Origin of the sequence: Rhodovulum kholense (assembly GCF_003053725.1) — a bacterium.
GTDB classification, from domain to species: domain Bacteria; phylum Pseudomonadota; class Alphaproteobacteria; order Rhodobacterales; family Rhodobacteraceae; genus Rhodovulum; species Rhodovulum kholense.
Window position 1 is genome coordinate 101,042 of sequence record NZ_QAYC01000005.1, and the last position, 22,713, is coordinate 123,754.

The 22,713-nt window shown below is 67.8% G+C and carries 16 protein-coding genes, 2 tRNA genes and 1 pseudogene; 11 read left to right on the forward strand and 8 right to left on the reverse strand.

What is annotated here, in order from left to right:
* Window positions 1–101 precede the first annotated feature (101 nt).
* Window positions 102–425 (reverse strand): hypothetical protein, encoded by a 324-nt coding sequence (locus C8N38_RS08570; RefSeq protein WP_108026136.1) that lies wholly within the window; start codon window positions 423–425, stop codon window positions 102–104.
* A 391-nt stretch (window positions 426–816) separates the two neighbouring features.
* On the opposite strand from C8N38_RS08570, the gene pufB reads away from it, so the two are divergent.
* The 5 genes from pufB to C8N38_RS08595 all read left to right on the forward strand — a co-directional run bounded on the left by pufB (window position 817) and on the right by C8N38_RS08595 (window position 8,370).
* Complete coding sequence (pufB, locus tag C8N38_RS08575; protein WP_042460741.1) at window positions 817–972, forward strand: light-harvesting antenna LH1, beta subunit; 156 nt, start codon at window positions 817–819, stop codon at window positions 970–972.
* A gap of 21 nt (window positions 973–993) precedes the next feature.
* The gene (locus C8N38_RS08580; RefSeq protein WP_075785378.1) at window positions 994–1,185 is read left to right on the forward strand and encodes a light-harvesting protein; all 192 of its coding nucleotides are present in this window, start codon (window positions 994–996) and stop codon (window positions 1,183–1,185) included.
* Window positions 1,186–1,341: 156 nt separating this feature from the next.
* Window positions 1,342–2,751, forward strand: a complete 1,410-nt coding sequence (locus tag C8N38_RS08585) for a PucC family protein (protein ID WP_108026143.1) — start codon at window positions 1,342–1,344, stop codon at window positions 2,749–2,751.
* Window positions 2,752–2,872: 121 nt separating this feature from the next.
* A complete protein-coding gene (locus C8N38_RS08590; RefSeq protein ID WP_245895622.1) occupies window positions 2,873–4,672 on the forward strand; it encodes an autotransporter assembly complex protein TamA in 1,800 nt (599 codons plus the stop codon).
* Window positions 4,672–8,370 (forward strand): translocation/assembly module TamB domain-containing protein, encoded by a 3,699-nt coding sequence (locus tag C8N38_RS08595; protein ID WP_108026145.1) that lies wholly within the window; start codon window positions 4,672–4,674, stop codon window positions 8,368–8,370. Before C8N38_RS08590 ends, C8N38_RS08595 begins: the two co-directional genes overlap by 1 nt.
* Before the next feature lie 39 nt (window positions 8,371–8,409).
* On the opposite strand, the gene trpE is transcribed toward C8N38_RS08595, so the two are convergent.
* From trpE to fabI, 5 genes are all read right to left on the reverse strand, one after another.
* Window positions 8,410–9,924, reverse strand: coding sequence for an anthranilate synthase component I (trpE, locus tag C8N38_RS08600; RefSeq protein ID WP_108026147.1), 1,515 nt, complete (start codon window positions 9,922–9,924; stop codon window positions 8,410–8,412).
* 6 nt (window positions 9,925–9,930) lie between these two features.
* A complete protein-coding gene (locus tag C8N38_RS08605; protein WP_108026149.1) occupies window positions 9,931–11,781 on the reverse strand; it encodes a peptidyl-prolyl cis-trans isomerase in 1,851 nt (616 codons plus the stop codon).
* 66 nt (window positions 11,782–11,847) lie between these two features.
* A complete protein-coding gene (locus tag C8N38_RS08610; RefSeq protein WP_108026151.1) occupies window positions 11,848–13,032 on the reverse strand; it encodes an aminotransferase in 1,185 nt (394 codons plus the stop codon).
* A 9-nt stretch (window positions 13,033–13,041) separates the two neighbouring features.
* Window positions 13,042–13,548 carry a xanthine phosphoribosyltransferase gene (gene gpt, locus C8N38_RS08615; RefSeq protein ID WP_108026153.1) on the reverse strand — a complete coding sequence of 169 codons (507 nt, stop codon included), beginning with the start codon at window positions 13,546–13,548 and terminating at the stop codon, window positions 13,042–13,044.
* Window positions 13,549–13,648: 100 nt separating this feature from the next.
* Entirely contained in the window at window positions 13,649–14,473 is an 825-nt protein-coding gene (gene fabI / locus C8N38_RS08620; RefSeq protein WP_108026155.1) for an enoyl-ACP reductase FabI, read from the reverse strand.
* A gap of 94 nt (window positions 14,474–14,567) precedes the next feature.
* On the opposite strand from fabI, the pseudogene pdxH reads away from it, so the two are divergent.
* The 6 genes and pseudogenes from pdxH to C8N38_RS08650 form a co-directional block, all read left to right on the forward strand.
* Window positions 14,568–15,179, forward strand: a pseudogene (gene pdxH / locus C8N38_RS08625) (pyridoxamine 5'-phosphate oxidase); the annotation flags it as partial.
* Between the two features lie 120 nt (window positions 15,180–15,299).
* Window positions 15,300–15,845 carry a cold-shock protein gene (locus C8N38_RS08630; protein WP_108026160.1) on the forward strand — a complete coding sequence of 182 codons (546 nt, stop codon included), beginning with the start codon at window positions 15,300–15,302 and terminating at the stop codon, window positions 15,843–15,845.
* Window positions 15,803–16,312 (forward strand): DUF192 domain-containing protein, encoded by a 510-nt coding sequence (locus C8N38_RS08635; protein ID WP_108026162.1) that lies wholly within the window; start codon window positions 15,803–15,805, stop codon window positions 16,310–16,312. Before C8N38_RS08630 ends, C8N38_RS08635 begins: the two co-directional genes overlap by 43 nt.
* Window positions 16,313–16,361: 49 nt before the next feature.
* A tRNA-Pro gene (locus C8N38_RS08640) sits at window positions 16,362–16,438 on the forward strand.
* A gap of 486 nt (window positions 16,439–16,924) precedes the next feature.
* Window positions 16,925–20,596 carry a vitamin B12-dependent ribonucleotide reductase gene (locus C8N38_RS08645; RefSeq protein WP_108026164.1) on the forward strand — a complete coding sequence of 1,224 codons (3,672 nt, stop codon included), beginning with the start codon at window positions 16,925–16,927 and terminating at the stop codon, window positions 20,594–20,596.
* A gap of 558 nt (window positions 20,597–21,154) precedes the next feature.
* The gene (locus C8N38_RS08650; RefSeq protein WP_108026166.1) at window positions 21,155–21,337 is read left to right on the forward strand and encodes a hypothetical protein; all 183 of its coding nucleotides are present in this window, start codon (window positions 21,155–21,157) and stop codon (window positions 21,335–21,337) included.
* Between the two features lie 286 nt (window positions 21,338–21,623).
* On the opposite strand, the gene C8N38_RS08655 is transcribed toward C8N38_RS08650, so the two are convergent.
* Both C8N38_RS08655 and C8N38_RS08660 read right to left on the reverse strand, forming a co-directional pair.
* Window positions 21,624–21,698, reverse strand: a tRNA-Asn gene (locus C8N38_RS08655).
* Between the two features lie 80 nt (window positions 21,699–21,778).
* On the reverse strand, window positions 21,779–22,708 hold the full coding sequence (locus C8N38_RS08660) for an MBL fold metallo-hydrolase (RefSeq protein ID WP_108026168.1): 930 nt from the start codon (window positions 22,706–22,708) through the stop codon (window positions 21,779–21,781).
* Window positions 22,709–22,713: the final 5 nt, after the last annotated feature.

Genomic DNA, 22,713 nt, shown 5'->3' on the forward strand with positions numbered 1-22,713 from the left:
AAGGCTGCGTCTGACGGAGTGTCCGATTGGGGGGCGTCAGGCAAAGAAAAGCGCCCGCGCGGGGGATCGCGCGGGCGCATCTGCGCCGAACGGCGGCCGAATTACTTCTCGGCCACCGCGTAATGGGCGCGTTTGGACAGGAGCGGCCAGCCCATGCGCGACGACAGCGGGGTCGGATCCGCGGTCTTCAGTTCGACATGGCCTTCACCCATGCCGCCCAGCAGCGGCCAGTTCATCTGGCGCGACAGCGGGGTCGGGTTGCCGGTCATCAGTTCGGTTTTCGAGGTGCTGCTCTCGGACAGGCATTTGAAGCCAAGCGCGTCCGAGAAGGGCGTGGTGGTGCTTTCGCCGTCGGCTTCGACGTCGGTGAGCAGGCGTTGCTTGCTGGAAAGTTTCGGCATCCAGTCGTCCCAGAAATATTTCATGGATCCTCCAGGTTGTTGCGTCCGCGATCGTCGACGACAGGAGCAGAGCTTCGGTCCGGGCCCGACGAGAACGGCGAATTGCAGTTGGGCGCGTTATTATTACCCCACCTGCGTGAGGAGAATTCAAGGGTCCTGACGGTCGCAGGACCCGGCGCCGCAGGGGCTGCGACGTGCTGTCAAGAGGGTTCGATATGTCGCACGATTCTGGGGCCATGTCAGGCTGCGTTGACATTGCCAACGTCAATCGCTTGTGACATCGTTTGCTTGTGACGATGCCGGGTCGGAAGCCCAGCGAGAACATCGCTAAGGAAATCTCCGGTCTGCTTTGTCGACGCCTGCGTGCAGGCTCTGCACGTACCACAGTCGAAAACCATATTGGGGAGACGACAATATGACTGACGATATGGACAAAGTCTGGCCGACCGGCCTGACCCTTGCCGAAGCCGAAGAAGTGCACAAGCAACTCATCGACGGCACCCGCGTGTTCGGCGCGATCGCGCTGTTCGCCCACTTCCTGGCTGCCATCGCCACCCCGTGGCTCGGCTAATCTAGAGAGAGGATATAGATCATGAACAACGCGAAAATGTGGCTCGTCGTTAAGCCCACCGTTGGTATCCCGCTCTTCCTGGTTGCCTGCGCCATCGCTTCCTTCCTGGTGCACCTGATGCTGGTTCTGACCACCGGCTGGATGGGCGACTACTACGCCGGCTCGTTCGAAGCCGCGTCGCTGGTCACCAACGCCACCACGCTGCTCTCGTAAGCCTTTCGGCTCGAGACAGGAATTTGCGAGGGCCGGGGTTTCAGCCTCGGCCTTCGTGCCTTCGGGGCGGTGACGTCCCGGCCCTACTGGAAACGCGCCCCAGCGGGCAATAGGACACGGGCCCCCTGTGTCGGGCCGCGTGTGGAGTGTGACCGCATGAATCGACTGAGCAAGATGGCGGTGAATCGTATCGCCACGGTCGGCCCCCGATTCCTCCCCTTTGCAGATGCCGCCAGCGAAGACCTGCCTCTCAGCCGCCTGTTGCGGCTGTCGATGTTCCAGGTCTCGGTGGGCATGGCGATGGTGCTGCTGGTCGGCACCCTGAACCGGGTGATGATCGTCGAGCTCGAAGTTCCGGCATCCATCGTCGGCATCATGATTTCCCTGCCGCTTCTGTTCGCGCCCTTCCGCGCGCTGATCGGTTTCAAGTCGGATACCCACAGATCGGCGCTGGGCTGGCGGAGGGTGCCCTACATCTGGAAGGGCACGCTTTTGCAATGGGGCGGCTTCGCCATCATGCCCTTCGCGCTGATCGTGCTGTCGGGGCAGGAAAGTGCGGCCGGTGCGCCGGAATGGATCGGCATCCTCAGCGCCGCCATCTCGTTCCTGCTGGTCGGCGCGGGCGTGCATACGGTGCAGACCGTCGGCCTGGCACTGGCGACCGACCTCGCGCCCCGCGAGGACCAGCCCAATGTCGTCGGGTTGATGTATGTCATGCTGCTGGTCGGCATGATCGTCAGTGCGCTTCTGTTCGGGATGTGGCTGGAGGATTTCTACCACGCCAAGCTGATCAAGGTGATCCAGGGGGCCGCGGTCGCGACCATGGTCTTCAACGTCATCGCCCTTTGGAAGATGGAGGCGCGCGACCGCAGCCGCGCCAAGCCGCGCCCCGAAAGCGAGCCGGAACCCAGCTTCCGCGAGGCCTGGGGGCTTTTCACGCGCGGACCCAACGCCCGCAAGCTCTTGTGGGTGATCGGGCTCGGCACGCTGGGCTTCGGCCTGTCGGACGTGCTGCTGGAACCCTTCGGGGGCCAGGTTCTGGACATGTCGGTGGCGGCGACCACCAAGCTGACGGCCTCGGTCGCGGGCGGCACGCTGGTCGGGTTCGCCTGGGCGTCGCGGGTGCTGTCGCGGGGCTATGACCCGATGGCGATGGCCGGATGGGGCGCGCTGGTGGGGCTGCCGGCCTTCGCCGCGATCACCTTCTCGGCGACGCTGCAATCCGAGCCGGTCTTCGTCTTCGGCACGATGCTGGCGGGCTTCGGGGCGGGGCTGTTCAGCCATGGCACGCTGACCGCCACCATGCGCTCGGCGCCGAAGGCCCAGGTCGGGCTCGCGCTCGGTGCCTGGGGCGCGGTGCAGGCGACCTCGGCGGGGGCCGGGATCGCGCTGGGCGGCGTGTTCCGCGACGCGGTGCTGCATTCGCCCATCGGTGACATGTTCGGCGCGGCCACGCCCTATTTCTTCGTCTATGCGATCGAACTGGCGCTGCTGGTGGCGACCATCGTCGTCGGCTACCGGCTGATGCTGAGCCGCGCCTTCGGCATCGAGAACGCGCCCGACTGACGCGGACGCCCGTGCCCCCGCGCCAGACGCGGCGGGGGCACGCCCTTTCCGGGCAAAATCCGGTCCCCGGGGTTTCCCCTGCCGCCGTCTTGGCTAAGTATGCCGGGAAAAGGGGCCGGATTTGATCGACTCGCGTTGCATTCCCTCGTTCGCCGTCCTGACGGCGATCCTGCTGTCGGTCGCCCCGCGACCGGCCGCCGCGACCCAAGCCGTGCTGAGCGCGCCCGGCGCACCCGACGCGGTGCGGCAGGCGCTTGAGAACTCGGCACTGTCGTTGCAGGCGGCCAGCGAACCCGATGCCAGCGCGCAGGACATCTTTGCCGCCGCCCGGGCCGATTACGCCCGTCTTGTCGGTGTGTTGTACGCCCGCGGCTATTACGGCCCCGAGGTCCATGTCACCCTCGACGGGCGCGAGGCGGCCGATCTGTCGCCCCTGTCGGTGCCCGCCCGGATCGGCCGGGTCGAGATCCGGGTGGCGACCGGGCGGCCTTTCGCCTTCTCCGAAGCCCAGATCGACCCGCTGGCCCCCGGCACCGACCTGCCTGAGGGGTTTGCCCCGGGGCGGCCTGCCGAGGCGGGCACCATTCGCGCTGCGGCCGAGGCCGGGGTCGATGGCTGGCGTGCGGCCAGTCACGCCAAGGCCCGGGTCGCGGGCCAAAGCCTGATCGCCAATCATCCGGCCGCAACGCTGGCCGCCCGGGTGCGGCTCGATCCCGGGCCTGCGGTCCGGTTCGGCGATCTCGTGATCGCCTCGGGCTCGCGGGTGCGCGAAGACCGGCTGAGGGCCATTGCCGGGCTGCCGATGGGCGAGCCCTTCGACCCCGAGGCGCTGGACCGAAGCGCCGAGCGGCTGCGCCGGACCGGCGCCTTCCGGTCGGTCCGCCTGACCGAGGCCGAGACGCTTGGCCCCGGCAACAGCATGGATATCGGGCTGGAGGTGGTCGACCAGAAGAAACGCCGCCTGGGCTTCGGGATCGAGCTGTCCTCGCTCGAGGGCGCGACGGTCTCGGGCTACTGGATGCATCGCAACCTTCTGGGCGGGGCCGAGCGGCTGCGCTTCGATTTCGAGGTCGCGGGGATCGGCGGGCAGGAGGGCGGCGGCGAGGATCTGTCGCTGTCGGCCCGCTTCGACCGCCCGGCGGTGATCGACGCGGATACCGGGCTTTACCTGCTGGGCGCCGTCGAGGATCTGGACGAGCCCGATTATACCGAGACCAACGCCCGGGTGGGCGGCGGCCTGACCCGGATCTTCACGCCGCATCTGAGCGGCGAGGCCGGGGTGCTGTTGCGCTATTCCGATGTCAGCGACGATCTCGGCGACCGGCAACTGACCCATCTGACCTTTCCCGTCAGCCTGACCTGGGACCACCGCGACGATGCGCTCGACGCCCATGACGGGTTTTATCTCGACGGCAGCGTGACCCCGCTTCTGGCGGTGGGCGGCGCGGCCGAAAGCGGCGCGCTGATCAAGGCCGATGCGCGGATCTACCAGCCGCTCGGGTCCCGGGTCGTGCTGGCCGGGCGGGCGCAGATCGGGTCCGTGGTCGGCGCGTCGAGCGATGGCGTCCCGCCCGCGCTTTTGTTCTTTTCGGGCGGCGGCGGCACCGTGCGCGGCCAGCCCTACCAGTCGCTCGCGGTCGATCTGCCGAATGGCGACAGGATCGGCGGGCGGTCCTTCGTCGGACTGTCGGGCGAGGCGCGGGTCGGCGTCACCCGCGCGATCCAGATGGTGGCCTTCTACGATGCGGGCTTCGTCGGGCCCGACTCGTGGGTGTCGGACGGAGACTGGCATTCGGGCGCGGGGCTCGGGCTGCGCTATGACACCGGGATCGGCCCGATCCGCTTCGACATCGCGGCGCCGGTCGACGGCGATACCGGCGACGGGGTTCAGTTCTATATCGGTATCGGGCAGGCCTTCTGATGCGCGCATTTCTCGGCTTTCTTCTGCTTCTGCTCACCGCGCTGCCGCTGGCCGCGCAGGAGGACGACCGCGGCGTTCTGGTGCGCTTTCTCGAGGATAAACTCTCCTCGGCCGGGCGCGAGATCCGGATCGAGGGGTTCGAGGGCGCGCTGTCCTCGCGCGCGACGCTGAAAGAGCTGACCATCGCCGACGAGGACGGTGTGTGGCTGACCGTGCGCGGCGCCGTGCTCGACTGGTCGCGGGCGGCGCTTCTGCGGGGCGAGGTCAAGGTCGACGAACTGTCGGCCGACGAGATCCTTTTGCCGCGCCTGCCCAAGGGCGAGGGCGCCAGCGTCGAGCAATCCGAGGCCACGCCCTTCGCGCTGCCGGACCTGCCGGTCTCGATCGACATCGGCCGGGTCAGGACGCCGCGGCTGGTGCTGGGCGAGGCGCTGATCGGCCAGGAGGCCGAGATGGCGCTGGACGGGGCGCTGAGCCTCGCGGGCGGCGCGGGCGAGGCCGATATCACCGCCACCCGCAGCGATGCCGACGGCGCCTTCGCGCTGAAGGCCGCCTATGCCAATGACAGCCAGACGCTGTCGCTGGACCTGTCGCTGACCGAAGGGGCGGGCGGCATCGTGTCGAGCCTTGCGGGTCTGCCGGGCGCGCCGCCGCTTGCGCTGACCGTCGAGGGCGACGGCCCGCTCAGCGATTTCGCGGCCGATCTGGCGCTGGCGACCGAGGGCGAGCCCCGGGTCGCGGGGCGGCTGACCATCACCGCGCCCGAGGAGGCGCCCGAGGCCCGGGCCTTTGCCGCGACCCTTTCGGGCGATCTCGGCCCGCTGGTGGCCGAGCGGCTGCGGCCCTTCTTCGGCGACGCGGCCGATCTGGCGGTTGAAGGTGTGCGCGGCGCCGACCGGCGGCTCGATATCTCGCGGCTCGAAGTCTCGACCGGGGCCTTGCAGCTCGGCGGAACGCTGTCGCTGGCGCCCAGCGGCCTGCCGGAAAAGGTCGATCTGTCGGGGCGGCTGTCGGGGCCGGTGGTTCTGCCGGTCTCGGGGCTGGACACGACGGCAGAGGCCGTGTCGCTCGATGCGAAATTCGACGCCGCGACCGGCGAGGCCTGGCAGGCCGACATCGCGCTGGACGGGTTGACCAGCGGCCCGCTGAAGCTTGGCCATGCCGATCTGACCGGCACCGGCACGATTCGGTCCGAAGCGTCCGCGCTGGACGCCGACATCGCCTTCCGCGCCAGCGGGTTGAGCCATTCCGACCCGGCGCTGGCGCGCGCGCTTGGCCCGGCCGTCGACGGCAGCGCGCGCCTCTCCTGGCAGGCCGGGACGCCGCTTTCTCTGAGCGATCTGGCAATCGCGGCGGGCGATGCGCGGCTGACGGCCAAGGGCACGCTGGGCGCCGCCGCCGAGGGGCTGCCCTTCGACGGCGACATCGGCGCGGCGCTGGACGACCTGTCGCGCTTTGCGGCGCTGGCGGGCCGGGCGCTGGGCGGCGCGGCCCGGGCCGATCTGACCGGGCGCTACCGTCTGCTGGACGGGATCTTCGATCTGACGCTCGCGGCCGAAACCACCGATCTCAAGACCGGTACGCCCCGGCTCGATCCGCTTCTGGCCGGAAAGGGACAGGTGCAGGTGGCGGCGGCGCGGGGGCCCGAGGGGACCGCGCTGAAGGCGCTGCAGGTCGAAACTCCGGGCATCCGTCTTGAGGGCAAAGGCGATCTGTCGACCGCCTCGGGCGGGCTGACCCTGACCGGGCAGGTATCCGACCTGGCGCTGGTTGATCCGAAGCTGACCGGACCGGGCACACTCGACACCGCCTTCGGCTGGGAATCGGGCGGGCGGCTCAGGCTCGACCGGTTCGAGGCCCGGGCAGCCGGTGCCGAGATTGCCGCCCAGGGCGCGCTGACCCCGGGCGACCCGACGCTGCCCGCCGAGGGCAAGGTGACGCTGAGCGCGCCGAGATTGTCGGTCTTTTCGGGGCTCGCCGGACGGCGTCTGTCGGGATCGCTGGACGCGACGCTGACCGGGCAGGGCGCGGTCAAGGGCGATTTCGAGGCCGCGCTGAGCGCCGAGGCGCAGGGGCTGGCCATCGGTCTGGCCCAGATCGACCGGGTGATCGGCGGCAAGACAACGATCGAGGCCGAAGGCGCGCGCAGGGGCGGCGCGATCTCGGTCGGACGGCTCGACATCGCGACGCCGCGGCTCACGGTGAAGGCCGAGGACAGCGCGGGCGACGGCACGCTCGATCTGGCGGCACGGCTGTCCGATCTGGCGCTGCTGATCGAGGGCTTCCCGGGACCGGTCGCGCTGAAGGGCACGGCCCGGCCCGACGGGGCCAACTGGCGTCTGAAACTCGACGCGACCGGGCCGAGCGGTGCCACCTCGGCCGTCGCGGGCACGTTGGCCCGGGATGCCTCGTCGGCGGATCTGAGCCTGAAAGGCCGGGCGCCGCTGTCGCTGGCCAATCCGTTCATCGAACCCCGCAGCCTTGACGGGATGGCGGCCTACGATCTGACGCTGAAAGGGCCGCTGGGGCTGTCGGCGCTGTCGGGCCGGGCCACGACCTCGGGCGCGCGGCTGTCGGCGCCGACGCTGGGCGCGGCGCTGACCGATATCGGCGGTCAGGTGGATTTGTCGGGCGGACGCGCGCGGCTTGACCTCAGCGGACGGCTGGGCGGCGGGCAGGTTGCTGTCACGGGGCCGATCACGCTGTCCGGGGCCTTCCCGGGCGAACTGGCCATCCGGCTGACGCAGGCGCGCCTGCAGGACCCGGCGCTTTATGAAACCAGCGTCGATGGCACCGTGACGGTCACCGGCCCGCTGACCGGCGGCGCGCGGATTGCCGGGCGGCTCGATCTGGGGCGGACCGAGATCACCGTGCCGTCGACCGGGCTTGGCGGCGGCGGCGAGCTGCCCGATCTCGTGCATCGGGGCGCCCCGGCGGCGGTGCAGGCGACGCGGGTGCGCGCCGGACTGGTCGAGACCGACAGCGGCGGCGGGGGCGGACGGCCCTATCCGCTGGACCTGACGGTGTCGGCGCCCTCGCAGGTCTTCGTGCGGGGCCGGGGGCTCGATGCCGAGCTGGGCGGGCGGCTGGTTCTGGGCGGGACCACCGCCGATGTCGCGGCCACGGGCCAGTTCCAGCTGATCCGCGGGCGGCTCGACATCCTCGCGCAGCGCTTCACGCTGGACGAGGGGCAGGTGACGCTGTCCGGCCCGTTCGATCCGCAGCTGCATTTCGTGGCCGCGACCCAGTCGGGCGACGTGACTGCGCGAATCCTCGTCGACGGGCGTGCCAGTTCCCCCGATATCTCGTTCCAGTCGGACCCCGATCTGCCGCAGGAAGAGGTGATCTCGCGGATCCTGTTCGGCCGCGGGCTCGACACGCTGTCGCCCTTGCAGGCGGCCGAGCTGGCCTCGGCGGTGGCCACGCTGATGGGCCGGGGCGGGCAGGGGATTCTGGGCACGCTGCGCAGTGCGACCGGGCTCGACGATCTGGACGTGAATTCGACCGAAGAGGGCGGCACCGAGCTGAGTGCGGGCAAGTACCTGTCGGACAACGTCTATTCGCAGGTGATCGTCAATCCGGATGGCGAGAGCGAGATAAACCTCAATCTCGACGTGTCGCCTTATGTGACCGTCAAGGGCCATGTCGGCGCCGAAGGCGATACCGGCATCGGGATCTTCTACGAACGCGATTACTGAGAACGACAGGGCCCGCGCCCGCCGGGGCGTGGGAGCGGTTCAGCCGTTGCTGCGGCGCACGAAGCGGGCGGCCTCGGCGGCGGCGGCGCGCAGAGCGTTCGACTTGTTGACGGTTTCCTGCCATTCGGCGGCCGGGTCGGAATCGTAGACGACGCCGCCGCCCGCCTGAATGTAAAGCTTGTCGTCCTTCAGCACGGCCGTGCGCAGCGCGATGCACATGTCCATGTCGCCACCGGCCGCGAAATAGCCGACGCCGCCGCCATAGACGCCGCGCTTTTCGGGTTCGAGCTCGTCGATGATTTCCATCGCGCGGACCTTGGGCGCGCCCGAGACCGTGCCCGCGGGCAGACCGGCCAGCAGGGCCGACAGCGCATCCTCGCCCTCGGCGATCTCGCCCACCACGTTCGAGACGATATGCATGACGTGGGAATAGCGCTCGATGATGAATTTCTCGGTCGGATGGACGGTGCCGATCTTCGCGACCCGGCCGACATCGTTGCGGCCCAGATCGAGCAGCATCAGATGTTCGGCCAGTTCCTTCCGGTCGCCCAGCAGGTCGGCCTCCAGCGCGCGGTCCTCGGCAGGGGTGGCGCCGCGCGGACGGGTGCCCGCGATGGGGCGGATCGTGACCTCGCCGCCGCGCAGCCGCACGAGGATCTCGGGGCTGGCGCCCACGACCTGGAAGCCGCCGAAATTGAAGAAGAACATGAAGGGCGAGGGGTTGGTGCGCCGCAAGCTGCGATAAAGCGCGAAGGGCGGCAGCGGAAAGTCCTGGGTCCAGCGCTGGGCCGGAACCACCTGGAAGATGTCGCCCGCGCGGATGTAGTCCTTGGCGGTCTCGACCGCGGCCATGTAGCTTTCGCGGGTGAAGTTCGAGACCGGCTCGCCGATCTCGCGGGCCTCGCCGAAATCGCGGGTCTCGGCGGGCACCGCCCGGTCGAGATCGCGCAGCGCATCCATCACTCGCTCGGCGGCCTGGGCATAGGCGGCGCGGGCCGACAGGCCGGGTTCGGGCCGGGCGGGCGAGACCACCGTCACCTCGCCCTTGACGCCGTCCAGCACCGCCACGACCGAGGGCCTCAGCATCAGCGCATCGGGCAGGCCCAGCGGGTCGGGATTGACGTTCGGCAGCCGCTCGACCAGCCGGATCATGTCATAGCCCAGATAGCCGTAAAGCCCCGCCGCGATCGAGGGCAGGTCCTCGGGCATGTCGAGGGCGCTTTCGGCGAGGATCTGGCGCAGCGCCGCCAGCGGATGCCCCTCCATCGGCTCGAAGGCGTCGGGATCGAAGCGCGCCATGCGGTTGACGCGGCTGGTTTCGCCCCGGCATTCCCAGATCAGGTCGGGCTTGAGGCCGACCACCGAATAGCGCCCGCGCACCTCGCCGCCGGTGACCGATTCCAGCATGAAGCTGTCGGTCCGGGCACCCGCGAGTTTCAGCATCAGGGAAACCGGCGTATCGAGATCGGCGGCCAGCCGGGCATAGACGACCTGGGCGCGACCGGCCTCGTAACCTGCCTCGAAGGCGGCGAACTCGGGAATGATCTTCGACATGGGCGCTTACCGGAACTGGGCGTGGACGGCGTTGATCGCCGCCTGGTCGAGCGACAGCCCGGCGGCGTTGATCACCGCCTGGGCGAAGGAATTGTAAAGGTCCTGGGCGATCCCCTGGCTGACCTGCGAGGCGATGCTCTGGCGCAGCGCCTCGGCGCCCGGATCGGTCGCATCGGGGGGCAGGATGGCGTCGAGCCGGATCAGCCAGACCTCGTCGCCCGCGGGCACGACGGCGGTATCGCCTTCGGCCCCCAGCGAGAACAGCGCATCGGACAGCGGCTGCGGCATCAGCCCGCCGCGCGACAGGGCGCTTTCCGAGGTCACCTGAAGCCCGAGCGCGGCCATGTCCTCGCCGCCCTCGACCCGCGCCTTCAGCGCCTCGGCCTTGGCGGCAAGCTCGCGCGCGGTCTCGGCCTTGCGCCAGTCCTCGGCGACCTGGTCGCGCACCTCGTCAAGCGGGCGCAGGGTGGGCGGGGTTTCCCCGTCGAGCCGCAGCGCGAAGATCCCGCCGTCGTCCAGTTCCTTCACTTCGGGGAAGTCGCCCTCGACGGCCGCATCGGCGGCGTCGCGGAAGTCCGGATAGGCGGCGATGCCCTGGTCGCTGTCGGCCGTATAGTCGATCTCGCCCAGCTCCATGTCGGTTTCGCGTGCCAGATCCTCAAGCGTCGCACCCGCGGCCAGCAGGTCGTCGAACTCCGACATCTTGTCGGCGATCATCCGCACCGCGCGGTCGTGCACCGCCTCGGGGGCGAGGGTTTCGCGCGCCTCCTCGAAGGGGATCTCCTGCTTGGCGAGGATCGCGTTCACCCGGAAGATCGCGGGGCCGAGATCCGACATCACCGGCCCGGCAAGACCGGGTTCGGTCAGCGCAAAGACCGCCTGTCCGGCCTCGCCGCCGATCTGCACCTCGGAGACGTCGCCAAGGTCGATATCGTCGATCGAGAGGCCGCGCGCGGCGACCGCGTTGTCGAAGCTTTCGTCGCCAGAGGCGATCTTGTCCCAGGCGGCCTGCGCCTCGGTCATGTCTGCAAAGACCAGACGTTCGACCAGACGTTTCTCGGGCTGCACGAACTCGTCGATATGTTCTTGATAAAGCTGATGAAGCAGCTCTTCGTCGGGCTCGATCCGGTTCGCCATCATCTCGGGGGTGAGCCAGGCATAGGTGATCCTGCGCGTCATCGGGGCGGTATAGGCAGCGGGGGTCGCCTCGTACTGGGCGGTCAGGTCGTCCCCGGTCGGGTCGGGCACCGGCGCGTCGAGATCCTCGGCGGTCAGGTGGATCAGGCTGACGCTGCGCCGTTCGGCGATGAAGCCGTAAAGCTCGTCGACATAGGTCTGGGGCGCGGTCAGGCCGGCAACCACGGCCGTCTGCAGCAGCGAGCGCGCGGCCTCGTCGCGGAGCGAGGCCTCGAACTGCGCCTCGGTCAGGCCGTTCTGGGACAGGGTGTAGCGATAGGCCTCGCGGTCGAAGCTGCCATCGGGGCCCTTGAAGGCGTCGATCCGCATCACCTCGCGGGCGACCTGGTCGTCGCCGACCGACACGCCGATCCGGGCCATCTCGTTGTCGAGCGCGGCATTCGAGATCTCCTGGGCGCGGACCGCATCGACCAGCCCGGTCGACTGGGCCTCGGCGATGCTCATGGTCTGGCCGCCGGTCGCGGCGGCGCGGGCGCGCAATTCGCGCTGCAGCGCGCGGGCATAGGTGTCGGTGCTGATCTTCGTGTCGCCGACGCTGCCGATGGTTTCGACCCGGCCGCCGAAATTCTTGACCCCGAAGCCACCGAGGCCCAGCACCACGAAGATCAGCATCAGCCAGACGAGCGTCTTCGAGATTTGCTTGCCTTTGGACTTGGACATCGGGCCGCCTCCCTGCCGGATCTGGGTTCGCTGCTGTGTAGGTCTTTGCGCGGTCCCCCGCAAGCGTCAGGGGCGGAAGGCCGCAAGCCGCTCGAACAGCGTCCGAAGGCCCGGACGGTCGATATTGGCAAAGGCGATCCGCAGCTGGTCGCGGCTGCCCGGATCGGCCTCGGGCAGGAACATCGCCCCCGGCAGCAGCAGCACGCCCGCCTCGGCCACGAGCCGGCGGGCCAGCGTCGTCGCATCGAGCGCGAAGGGGTGGCGCGCCCAGGCGAAGAAGGCGCCCGCGCCCATCAGCTCCCAGCCCGGCAGGGCGGCGAAGCCGGTTTCGACGGCTGTGCGGCGGGCGAGGATCTCGGCCCGGTCGTCAGCCTTCCAGGCGGCGAGGTTGCGCAGCCCCCAGAGCGCCGCGCGCTGGCCAAGCTGATTGGCGCAGATCGCCACCGTGTCGAGGAACTTCTCGACCTCGGCCACGATCGGTTCGGCGGCGACCAGCGCGCCCACGCGATGCCCGGTCAGCCGGTAGGCCTTGGAGAAGGAATAAAGCTGGATCAGCGTGTCGCCCCAGTCGGGATCGGCGAACAGCCGGTGCGGGGCGCCGTCACGCCCGTCGAAATCGCGGTAGGTCTCGTCGAGGATCAGGGCGATCCCGTGATTGCGGCAAAGCGTCAGGACCTCGGCCACGAGCCCCGCCGGATATTCGAGCCCGGTCGGGTTGTTGGGCGTGACCAGCACGATGGCGCGGGTGCGCGGCGTGATCAGGGCCGCGGCGCGCTGGACCTCGGGCAGCAGGTTGGCCCCGGTCGAGAGCGGCACCGCCCGCACGCCGGCCATGTCGAGCCACATCTTGTGGTTGAAATACCAGGGCGTGGGCAGGATCACCTCGTCCCCGGCGGCGGCGATGGCCGAGACGGCCGCGCAGAAGGCCTGGTTGCAGCCTTGGGTGATGGCGACCTGTTCGGGCCGGATCGCGCCGCCATAGGCCGTGGACCACTGATCGGCGATTTCGGCGCGCAGTTCGGGCAGGCCCAGCACGGGGCCGTAAAGATGCGCGCCCGGATCGTTCAGCGCGGCCTCGGCGATGGCCTGGCGCAGCGCCGCGGGCGGCGGGTCCATCGGCGCGGCCTGGCTGACATTGAGAAGCGGCCGGTCGGGCGGAAACTCGATCCCGTCAAGCCAGCGCCGCGCCTCCATGATCGGGGGCGCGAAACTGGCGGCGGTGCCGCCGCGCGGTGGCTGGCGGGCGGGCATCGCGGCCCCCTATTCGCCCGCGCGGTAGGGTTTGACGTATTGCAGCGCCATGTCCCACGGGAAGAAGATCCAGGTGTCCTGGCTGACCTCGGTGATGTAGGTGTCGACCTGCGGCCGGCCCATGGGTTTGGCATAGACCGTGGCGACATGGGCCTTGGGCATGGTCGCGCGGACCACCTCGAGAGTGCGCCCGGTATCGACCAGATCGTCGACGATCAGCACCCCGGTGCCGTCGCCCACTAGATCGCGGTCGGGCATCTTGATGATGACCGGCGCGCTCTGGGACTGGTGGTTGTAGGACTTGACCGAGATCGTGTCGACCATGCGGATGTCGAGTTCGCGCGAGACGATCATCGCCGGGGCCATGCCGCCCCGGGTGATCCCGACCACCGCGCGCCAGGCGCCGTTGTCGGGCCCCTGTCCGTCGAGCCTCCAGGCCAGCGCCCGCGCATCGCGGTGCAGCTGGTCCCAGCTGACGTGAAAGCCTTTTTCATGGGGCAGGCGGTCGGGGGCCATCGGTGTCTCCTGTGCGTGCGTGCGACGAATGGCAGGTGGCGCGCGCCCGCGTCAAGCGCCGCCGCACGCGCCGCGGCGCCCGATGGGGGGCGCGGACGGCTCAGCCGTCCTTGCGTCCGGTGACCGCGTCAATATCGGGCGCGTCGACCGCCTTCATGCCGACGCTGTGATAGCCGGCATCGACATGGTGCACCTCGCCGGTGACCGCGCTGCCGAGATCCGACAGAAGATAAAGCGCCGATTTTCCGACTTCGTCCTGGGTCACATTGCGCCGAAGCGGCGAATTCAGTTCATTCCATTTCAAGATATAGCGGAAATCGCCAATGCCGCTGGCGGCCAGCGTCTTGATCGGTCCGGCGGAAATGGCATTGACGCGAATTCCATCCTTGCCGAGGTCTTCGGCCATGTAGCGGACCGAGGCCTCGAGGGCGGCCTTGGCGATGCCCATCACGTTATAGTGAGGCATCACCCGCTCGGCCCCGTAATAGGTCAGCGTGAGCGCCGAGCCGCCTTCGGTCATGAGGCGGGCGGCGCGCTGGACGGCGGCGGTGAAGGAGAAGACCGAGATGTCCATCGACATCAGGAAGTTCGACCGGGACGTGTCGACATAGCGGCCGCGCAGCTCGTTCTTGTCCGAGAAGCCGATGGCATGGACGATGAAATCGAGCCGGCCCCAGCGCGCCTCGAGCGCGGCGAAGAGGGCGTCGAGCGACTCTTCGCTGGCGACGTCGCATTCCAGCACCATATCGCTGCCCAGGCTCTCGGCCAGCGGCATCACGCGTTTCTTAAGTGCTTCGCCCTGATAGGAAAAAGCCAGCTCAGCGCCGGCGTCCGCGCATTGCCGCGCGATCCCCCAGGCGATGGACTTGTCGTTGGCGAGTCCCATGATCAGGCCTCGCTTGCCCTCCATCAGCTTTGTCGACATCCGAGGTCCCCTCGACCATCTGTTCAAAATTTTGCCGCCGGTGTAGGGCAAATGCACGAACCCATCAAGTGCCACAGGGTCAACCAGGAGGACGCAGGCCATGAGCGACCGGGACGGACACTTCGCAGGCGACGATCCCTTCGCGATCGCGCGCGCCTGGCTGGCCGAGGCCGAAAAGACCGAACCGAACGATCCGAATGCGATCGCTCTGGCCACGGTCGACGCGCAGGGATTGCCGAATGTGCGGATGGTGCTGCTGAAGGAGATTGAGCCCGACGCTTTCCTGTTCTACACCAATTACGAAAGTGTAAAGGCGGGTGAAATTACCCTAACGAATAAAGCGGCATTCGTGTTACACTGGAAATCATTGCGGCGCCAGATCCGGGTCCGTGGCGTGACCGAAAAGGAAGAAGGCGAAAAAGCCGATGCCTATTATGCCTCGCGTGCGTTGCAGAGCCGACTTGGAGCCTGGGCGTCTCGGCAGTCGCGACCCTTGGCGTCGCGGCGCGAATTGATGGCCGAGGTGGCGCTTGTCACCGCCAGGCGCGGCGTGTCGCCGCAACGGCCGCCCTTCTGGGGAGGCTTCAGACTGAGGCCCCTCGAGATAGAATTCTGGGCCGACGGGGCCTTCCGCCTGCACGACCGGTTTCGCTGGTGCAGAGATACACTTGACGCTGAGTGGAAGATCGCCAGACTCTACCCTTGATTGCCCGGAGGCGGTCCGGGCAACGCGCGGCGGGACGATGGGGCGTCGAACTCTTTTTGGGGAGTGCGTCTGGCCAGCGTCCAGGCGCCTGAGGCATCAAAGACGACCGGGACCGGACGTATGGACAAGGACAGCGACACGGCGTTGCGCGTCGAAGGGCGTGTTAAGTGGTTCGATCCGTCAAAGGGGTTCGGCTTTGTCGTGTCCGACGAAGGCGGCCCGGATATCCTGCTGCACGCGAATGTGCTGCGGAACTTCGGACAGAATTCGGTGTCGGACGGGGCGGGGATCGTTCTGGTCGTGAACCGGACGGCCCGCGGGTTGCAGGCGACAGAGGTTCTGAAGATCGAGCCGCCCGTGGCCACCGGGGCGCCCCCGCTTGAGGATGCGATGCATCTGACGGCCGAACAGGTCGCGGCATTGCCGCTGGAACCCGCGCGCGTTAAATGGTTCGACAAGGCCAAGGGCTTTGGTTTTGCCAATGTCTTCGGCCGCGACGACGACGTGTTCATTCATATCGAGGTGCTGCGGCGGTCGGGACTGGCCGATCTGCAGCCGGGCGAGGCCATCGCGGTGCGGGTCACCGAAGGCCAGCGCGGCCGCCTCGCAATATCGGTGGGTCCATGGGAAAGCGCGCTCGGTCCGGACGGGGACTTCGCAAGATAGCGGTCCGGGCGGCGGCAGCCAGTCTTCTGGTCTGGGCGGTTGCGGGGGCGGCGCGTGCCGCCGATTGCGCCGAGACCCGGGTCGATCTGCGCGGCGACTGGGGCACGGCGCGGTTTACCGTCGAGATCGCCGATGACGAGGCCGAGCGGGCGCTTGGCCTGATGAACCGGACCCATCTGGCCGGATCGGCGGGGATGCTCTTCGTCTATCCAGATCCGCAGCCCGTCGCCTTCTGGATGGAGAACACGCTGATCCCGCTCGATATGATCTTCCTCGACGGGGCAGGGCGGGTGAAGAAGGTGCATGCCAATGCGGTGCCGCTGGACCGGACGCCCATCGATGGCGGGCCGGGCATTCTGGCGGTGCTCGAGATCAATGGCGGGCTTGCCGGCCGGCTGGGCATCGCGCCCGGCACCGAGCTGCGCCATCCCGCCTTCGGACCGGACGCCGCCTGGCCCTGCGACTAGGGCCCAAGCCTCTTTCCTTGCGGCCGCCCGGGCGCTATGGAGGCGGCCACGGGGCGTAGCGCAGCCTGGTAGCGCGACGGCTTTGGGTGCCGTAGGCCGTGGGTTCGAATCCCGCCGCCCCGACCATAACCCACTTCGTTAACCTTTTGAGCTTTTTCGGCTTTTTCGCCGCAGGCTCTGGCAGAATTCGTTAACTCGGGGGACGAATCTCAACCTTCGCGTGCAAGCCCTTCTTCTCGCGCGGTTTTCCATCCCCATCCTGTTTTCCACAAGCTGTGGATGACTCAAGCCCTTGTGGTCAGCCGCCCAGTCAACCCCAAAAACTTGGCCTTCGGCGCAAGAATCGCGTTGACCAATCCCCTAATTTTCCGTCAATTTGTATGGGCTGGGCGGGGCAACACTAGATCTAGTGGCTCGACCGAGGGTCGGGAACAGCGCCTCGGCGGGACAGGACCAAAGGCATACAGCACGCGAGATGGCGGGCACGTCCGGTCCGGCGGCACGGCCGTCGGAGGAGAGCATGCCTTTGCCTGACGGCAGACAGCTTGGCAGACGGGCACGCGACGCTCTCGCGGCGCCCGGACAGAAAAATACGGGATACGGGGCAGATCCATGAAGATCGAACGCAAATTCACCACCGAAGAAACCGGCGCCTACGGGGCGCTCGAGTTCGTCTCGACGACGTCGGAGATTCGCAATCCGGACGGCAAGGTGGTGTTCCGGCTCGATGAGGTGGAGGTCCCCGCGGGCTGGAGCCAGGTCGCAAGCGACGTGATCGCGCAAAAATATTTCCGGAAGGCGGGCGTCCCGGCGCGGCTGGCCCGCGTGCCCGAAGAGGGCGTGCCCGCCTTCTTGTGGCGGTCCGTGCCCGATACGGACGAGCTGGAAGCCCTGCCCGAGGATGCGCGCTTCGGCGGCGAGACCTCGGCGCGGCAGGTCTTCGACCGGATGGCCGGCGCCTGGACCTATTGGGGCTGGAAGGGCGGCTATTTCACCACCGAGGACGATGCCCGCGCCTATTACGACGAGATGCGCTACATGCTGGCGTCCCAGATGGCCGCGCCCAACAGCCCGCAATGGTTCAATACCGGGCTGCACTGGGCCTATGGCATCGACGGTCCGGGGCAGGGGCATTACTACGTCGACTACAAGTCGGGCAAGCTGACCAAGTCGGGTTCGGCCTATGAACACCCGCAGCCCCATGCCTGCTTCATCCAGTCGATCAAGGACGATCTGGTGAACGAGGGCGGCATCATGGACCTCTGGGTCCGCGAGGCGCGGCTGTTCAAATACGGCTCGGGCACCGGCACCAACTTCTCGTCGCTCCGCGCCGAGGGCGAGGCCCTGTCGGGCGGGGGCAAGTCCTCGGGTCTGATGGGCTTCCTTCGGATCGGCGACCGGGCCGCGGGCGCAATCAAGTCGGGCGGTACGACCCGTCGAGCAGCGAAGATGGTGATCTGCGACATGGATCACCCAGACATCGAGTCCTTCATCAACTGGAAGGTCATCGAGGAACAGAAGGTCGCGAGCCTCGTGGCGGGCTCCAAGACCCATGAAAAGCACCTGAACGCGATCTTCGATGCGATCCGCGTTTGGGACGGCAATGCCGATGCGGCCTTCGACCCGGGCAAGAATGACGGCCTGAAGGCCGCGATCCGGGCCGCCAAGAAGGCGATGCTGCCCGAAGCCTACGTCAAGCGCGTGCTCGATTACGCGCGCCAGGGGTATTCCTCGATCGAATTCCCCACCTATGACACCGATTGGGACAGCGAGGCCTATGCCACGGTGTCGGGCCAGAATTCCAACAACTCGGTCCGCGTGACCGACGCCTTCCTGAAGGCGGTCCGCGAGGACGCAGATTGGGAACTGGTCCGGCGCACCGACGGCAAGGTCGCCAAGACCGTCAAGGCCCGCGAGTTGTGGAGCCAGGTGGGCCACGCCGCCTGGTCCTGCGCCGATCCGGGCATCCAGTTCCATGACACCATCAACGCCTGGCACACCTGCCCGGCCGATGGCGAGATCCGCGCCTCGAACCCGTGCTCGGAATACATGTTCCTCGACGACACGGCCTGTAACCTCGCCTCGATGAACCTGCTGACCTTCTGGGGCGACGGCGCATTCCAGGCCGAGGATTATGCCCATGCCACCCGGCTCTGGACGCTGACGCTGGAAATCTCGGTGATGATGGCGCAGTTCCCGTCGAAGGAAATCGCGCGTCTGTCCTACGATTTCCGCACGCTGGGGCTTGGCTATGCCAATATCGGCGGGCTTCTGATGACCATGGGCCTCGGCTATGACAGTGACGAGGGTCGGGCGCTGTGCGGCGCGCTGACCGCCGTTCTGACCGGCATCGCCTATGCCACTTCGGCCGAGATCGCGGGCGAGCTGGGCGCCTTCCCTGCCCACAAGCGCAATGCCGCCTCCATGCTGCGGGTGATCCGCAACCACCGCAACGCCGCCTGGGGCAAGGCCAAGGGTTATGACGGGCTTGCCGTGCCGCCGGTGCCGCTCGATCACGTCAACTGCCCCGACGAACGGCTGGTCGAGATGGCGATGTCGGCCTGGGACGAGGCGCTGGCGCTGGGCGAGAAACATGGTTTCCGCAACGCCCAGGTCTCGGTGATCGCGCCGACCGGGACCATCGGTCTGGTGATGGATTGCGACACCACCGGGATCGAGCCCGATTTCGCGCTGGTCAAGTTCAAGAAGCTCGCGGGCGGCGGCTATTTCAAGATCATTAACCGCTCGGTCCCGGCCGCGCTCGAGGCGCTGGGCTATGGACCTGCCCAGATCGAGGAAATCATCGGCCATGCGGTGGGCCATGGCACGCTCGGCAACTGCCCCGGCATCAACCACACCTCGCTGATCGGCCATGGCTTCGGTCAGGCCGAGATCGACAAGATCGAGGCGGCGCTGCCCTCGGCCTTCGACATCCGCTTCGTCTTCAACCAGTGGACCCTGGGCGAGGAATTCTGCACCCGCGTGCTGGGCATCCCGGCCGCCAAGATGGCCGATCCGGGCTTCGACCTGTTGCGCCATCTGGGCTTCAGTCGGGCCGATATCGAAGCTGCCAACGACCATGTCTGCGGGACGATGACGCTGGAAGGCGCGCCGCATCTCAAGCCCGAACATTACCCGGTCTTCGACTGCGCCAATCCCTGCGGCAAGAAGGGCAAGCGCTTCCTCAGCGTCGACAGCCACATCAAGATGATGGCGGCCGCGCAAAGCTTCATCTCGGGCGCGATCTCGAAGACGATCAACATGCCCAACGATGCCAGCATCGAGGATTGCCTGTCGGCCTATGAACTCAGCTGGTCGCTGGGGGTGAAGGCCAATGCGCTTTACCGCGACGGGTCCAAGCTCAGCCAGCCGCTGGCCTCGGCGCTTGTCGAGGATGACGAGGAGGCCGAAGAGATCCTGGCGACCGGCACCCCGGCCGAGAAGGCGCAGGTCATCGCCGAGAAGATCGTCGAGAAGGTGGTGGTCAAGGAGATCGTCCGCAGCCACCGCGAAAAGCTGCCGACCCGGCGCAAGGGCTATACCCAGAAGGCGATCATCGGCGGCCACAAGGTCTATCTGCGCACCGGCGAATATCAGGACGGGACGCTGGGCGAGATCTTCATCGACATGCACAAGGAAGGCGCGGGCTTCCGGGCGATGATGAACAACTTCGCCATCGCCGTGTCCGTGGGCCTGCAATACGGCGTGCCGCTCGAGGAATTCGTCGAGGCCTTCACCTTCACCCGGTTCGAGCCCGCGGGCGTCGTGCAGGGCAACGACTCGATCAAGAACGCGACCTCGATCCTCGACTACATCTTCCGCGAACTGGCGGTCAGCTATCTCGACCGGACCGATCTGGCCCATGTCAAGCCGCAGGGCGCGGCCTTCGAGGAACTGGGCAGCGGCCATGAAGAGGGCAGGGCCAATGTCGCCCCGGTCTCGGACAGCGCCGCGTCGAAATCGCTGGAGGTGCTCAAGCAGATCAGCTCGACGGGCTATCTGCGCAAGCGCCTGCCGCAGGAGCTGGTGGTCTTGCAGGGTGGCATGGGGGCGGTGGCCTTCGCCAGCAGCATCGACACGGCGGCCGCGCTGCCCGCCGCGCGCCCGGCCCCCGGGGCGGCCACGGCGCTTGCCACCGGCACGGTGCCGATGGACGCACGCGTCAAGGCCAAGATGCAGGGCTACGAGGGCGATCCTTGCGGCGAATGCGGCAACTACACGCTGGTCCGGAACGGCACCTGCATGAAGTGCAACACCTGCGGTGCGACGAGCGGCTGCAGCTAAGACCGGGTAAATGTCGCTCCGGCGAGAGTTCCTCCCAAATCGGGCCAGTTTGTCCCGCTTTGGGGGGAAGTCTGTTCCAGCCGGGCTGGCCTTCCCTGAGTTCGGAACCCCGCAGCCCGTGTATTTTTTCAGGACTGTCGGATGTTTTTGAGGCAATCGCGGGGTCGATCCCCGCCTCAGCATTTCCATGGGCGAAAGGATGCGCTTGAATCCTGGAGACGAACTGCCCCGCCCTCACCTCGCGACCTCGAGTTCTGCGTCAGGGCGATCGCACGTCCCGCAGGCCATCTTGACCGCGCTTCCGACCCGCCACCATGGACAACAGTCGTATGAAGCGGCTTCTCCCGCCTGGCCGACCTCGTTGAAGACGCCCGCTCCGCAAAGGTCCCGGAGGACCCTTGTGGGTAACTGCAAGCCGGCGGGGCGGTCTGACGAGGTGCTGGAGCCGCCACGAAGGGCTGCGCCTGCCGGACCTCGCCCGTTTCGGGGCAAGCCCCCTCGACCGTGGCGCCGGCATGGTCGACGAAGAGCTTCTCGCCGGCGGCATGGAGCTGGCGCATGACGGGCGACAGCCGCGCCACCCATGCCGAACCAGACCTTGCCCGCGTCGAGGTCAACCTGGTCCCAGTGCATCGCGAGGACTTCGGTCGGGCGCAACCGCGCGCCACGTTCGCCTTCGTCACGTCGGCGCGGCCGATCTTCACGCGGATGAAGCGGTTCCCGTGCTCGCCTGCGGCGTAATAGGTCTTCGTGCGCTGACCGATGGACAGGTTGACCCCTGCGAGTTCGGTATCATGGACCCACAACGTCCCGGAATCCTGGTAGGGCAGGCCGTCAACAAGCGCCTGCGTGATCTTCTGGTGTGGCATGGCCGACCCCTGCGTTTGACCGATTTTTGACCGCTAGGTCAAACGTGTTGTCGGGTCTGTACGGGCGAATGCTCAACCGAGCATTTGAGGTAGGATGTTGATTTTATTGGGATCAGTCATGATCTTGCCCGCAATCGTAGCGGTATGGGCAAGATGTTTGGCTCCGGCGGTAGGGATCGAACCTACGACCAATTGATTAACAGTCAACTGCTCTACCGCTGAGCTACGCCGGAACTGGGGGGCGATATAGCAAGTCGATTCAGTGGCGTCCAGAGGGTCTTGCGGAAAAAATGCACGCGGATCGCGGGGGCTCTCAGATACGCTGCCAGAGCGCATCGGCGGACAGGGCGCCGTCCGGGGTCGCCAGGGAATGATCCGCCAGATCAATGAGATGGGCCAGGACGTTGCGGGTCGCGGCAGGCAGGAGGGCCGGGGGCGTGTCGGTGTAGACCGCGCGGGCAAGCGCGGCGGGCGTGGCCGGACCCCGGGACAGCTCGTCAAGGATGCGGGCGGCGCGGGCGCGGCGGTGGGCGGCGAGCGCCGCGATCCGGCCGGGACCGTCGGGCACCGGGGCGCCATGGGCCGGAAAGAGACGCCGCTCGGGCCGGGCGGCGAGGCGGTCCAGCGAGACCATGAAGGCGCCGAGATCGCCGTCGGGCGGCGAAACCATAGAGCTGGCCCAGCCCATCACGTGATCGCCGGTGAAAAGCGCGCCCTCGTCGGGCGCGAGCCCGCTCCAGGCGAAGCAAAGGTGATTGCCCATATGGCCCGGCGTGTGCAGGGCGGTCAGCGTCCAGCCCGCGCCCTCGATGATGGCGCCGTCGGCAAGCGTCTCGTCCGGGGCAAATCCGGCATCGACGCCCTCGCCGCCGCCGAGTCCCTCAAGCGCCGCCAGCTCGGCGCGGCGGCCCGCGCGGCTGTCGCCGAAGGCCAGCACCGGGGCGCCTGTCGCCTCGGACAGCGGGCGGGACAGCGCGGAATGATCGAGATGGGAATGGGTGACGATGATCCGGTTCACCCGCTCGCCGGGGGCGAGCGCGGCCAGAAGTGCGGCGAGATGCGACGGCGAGGCCGGGCCGGGGTCGATCACCGCGACCTCGCCTTCGCCGAGGATGTAGCTGTTGGTGCCGCGGAAGGTCATCGGCGAGGGGTTGGGGGCCAGCACGCGGCGCAGTCCGGGCGCGAGCCGGTCGGCCCGGCCGGGCTCGGGGGCAAAGGACTCGGGGGCGAAGGAGTCGTCCATCATTC

Excerpts from the sequence above, each read along its gene's own strand:
- C8N38_RS08570 (WP_108026136.1), bottom strand. The coding sequence starts at position 425 with ATGAAATATTTCTGGGACGACTGGATGCCGAAACTTTCCAGCAAGCAA.
- pufB (WP_042460741.1), top strand. The coding sequence starts at position 817 with ATGACTGACGATATGGACAAAGTCTGGCCGACCGGCCTGACCCTTGCC.
- C8N38_RS08580 (WP_075785378.1), top strand. The coding sequence starts at position 994 with ATGAACAACGCGAAAATGTGGCTCGTCGTTAAGCCCACCGTTGGTATC.
- C8N38_RS08585 (WP_108026143.1), top strand. The coding sequence starts at position 1,342 with ATGAATCGACTGAGCAAGATGGCGGTGAATCGTATCGCCACGGTCGGC.
- C8N38_RS08595 (WP_108026145.1), top strand. The coding sequence starts at position 4,672 with ATGCGCGCATTTCTCGGCTTTCTTCTGCTTCTGCTCACCGCGCTGCCG.
- trpE (WP_108026147.1), bottom strand. The coding sequence starts at position 9,924 with ATGTCGAAGATCATTCCCGAGTTCGCCGCCTTCGAGGCAGGTTACGAG.
- C8N38_RS08605 (WP_108026149.1), bottom strand. The coding sequence starts at position 11,781 with ATGTCCAAGTCCAAAGGCAAGCAAATCTCGAAGACGCTCGTCTGGCTG.
- C8N38_RS08610 (WP_108026151.1), bottom strand. The coding sequence starts at position 13,032 with ATGCCCGCCCGCCAGCCACCGCGCGGCGGCACCGCCGCCAGTTTCGCG.
- gpt (WP_108026153.1), bottom strand. The coding sequence starts at position 13,548 with ATGGCCCCCGACCGCCTGCCCCATGAAAAAGGCTTTCACGTCAGCTGG.
- fabI (WP_108026155.1), bottom strand. The coding sequence starts at position 14,473 with ATGTCGACAAAGCTGATGGAGGGCAAGCGAGGCCTGATCATGGGACTC.
- C8N38_RS08630 (WP_108026160.1), top strand. The coding sequence starts at position 15,300 with ATGGACAAGGACAGCGACACGGCGTTGCGCGTCGAAGGGCGTGTTAAG.
- C8N38_RS08635 (WP_108026162.1), top strand. The coding sequence starts at position 15,803 with ATGGGAAAGCGCGCTCGGTCCGGACGGGGACTTCGCAAGATAGCGGTC.
- C8N38_RS08645 (WP_108026164.1), top strand. The coding sequence starts at position 16,925 with ATGAAGATCGAACGCAAATTCACCACCGAAGAAACCGGCGCCTACGGG.
- C8N38_RS08650 (WP_108026166.1), top strand. The coding sequence starts at position 21,155 with ATGACGGGCGACAGCCGCGCCACCCATGCCGAACCAGACCTTGCCCGC.
- C8N38_RS08660 (WP_108026168.1), bottom strand. The coding sequence starts at position 22,708 with ATGGACGACTCCTTCGCCCCCGAGTCCTTTGCCCCCGAGCCCGGCCGG.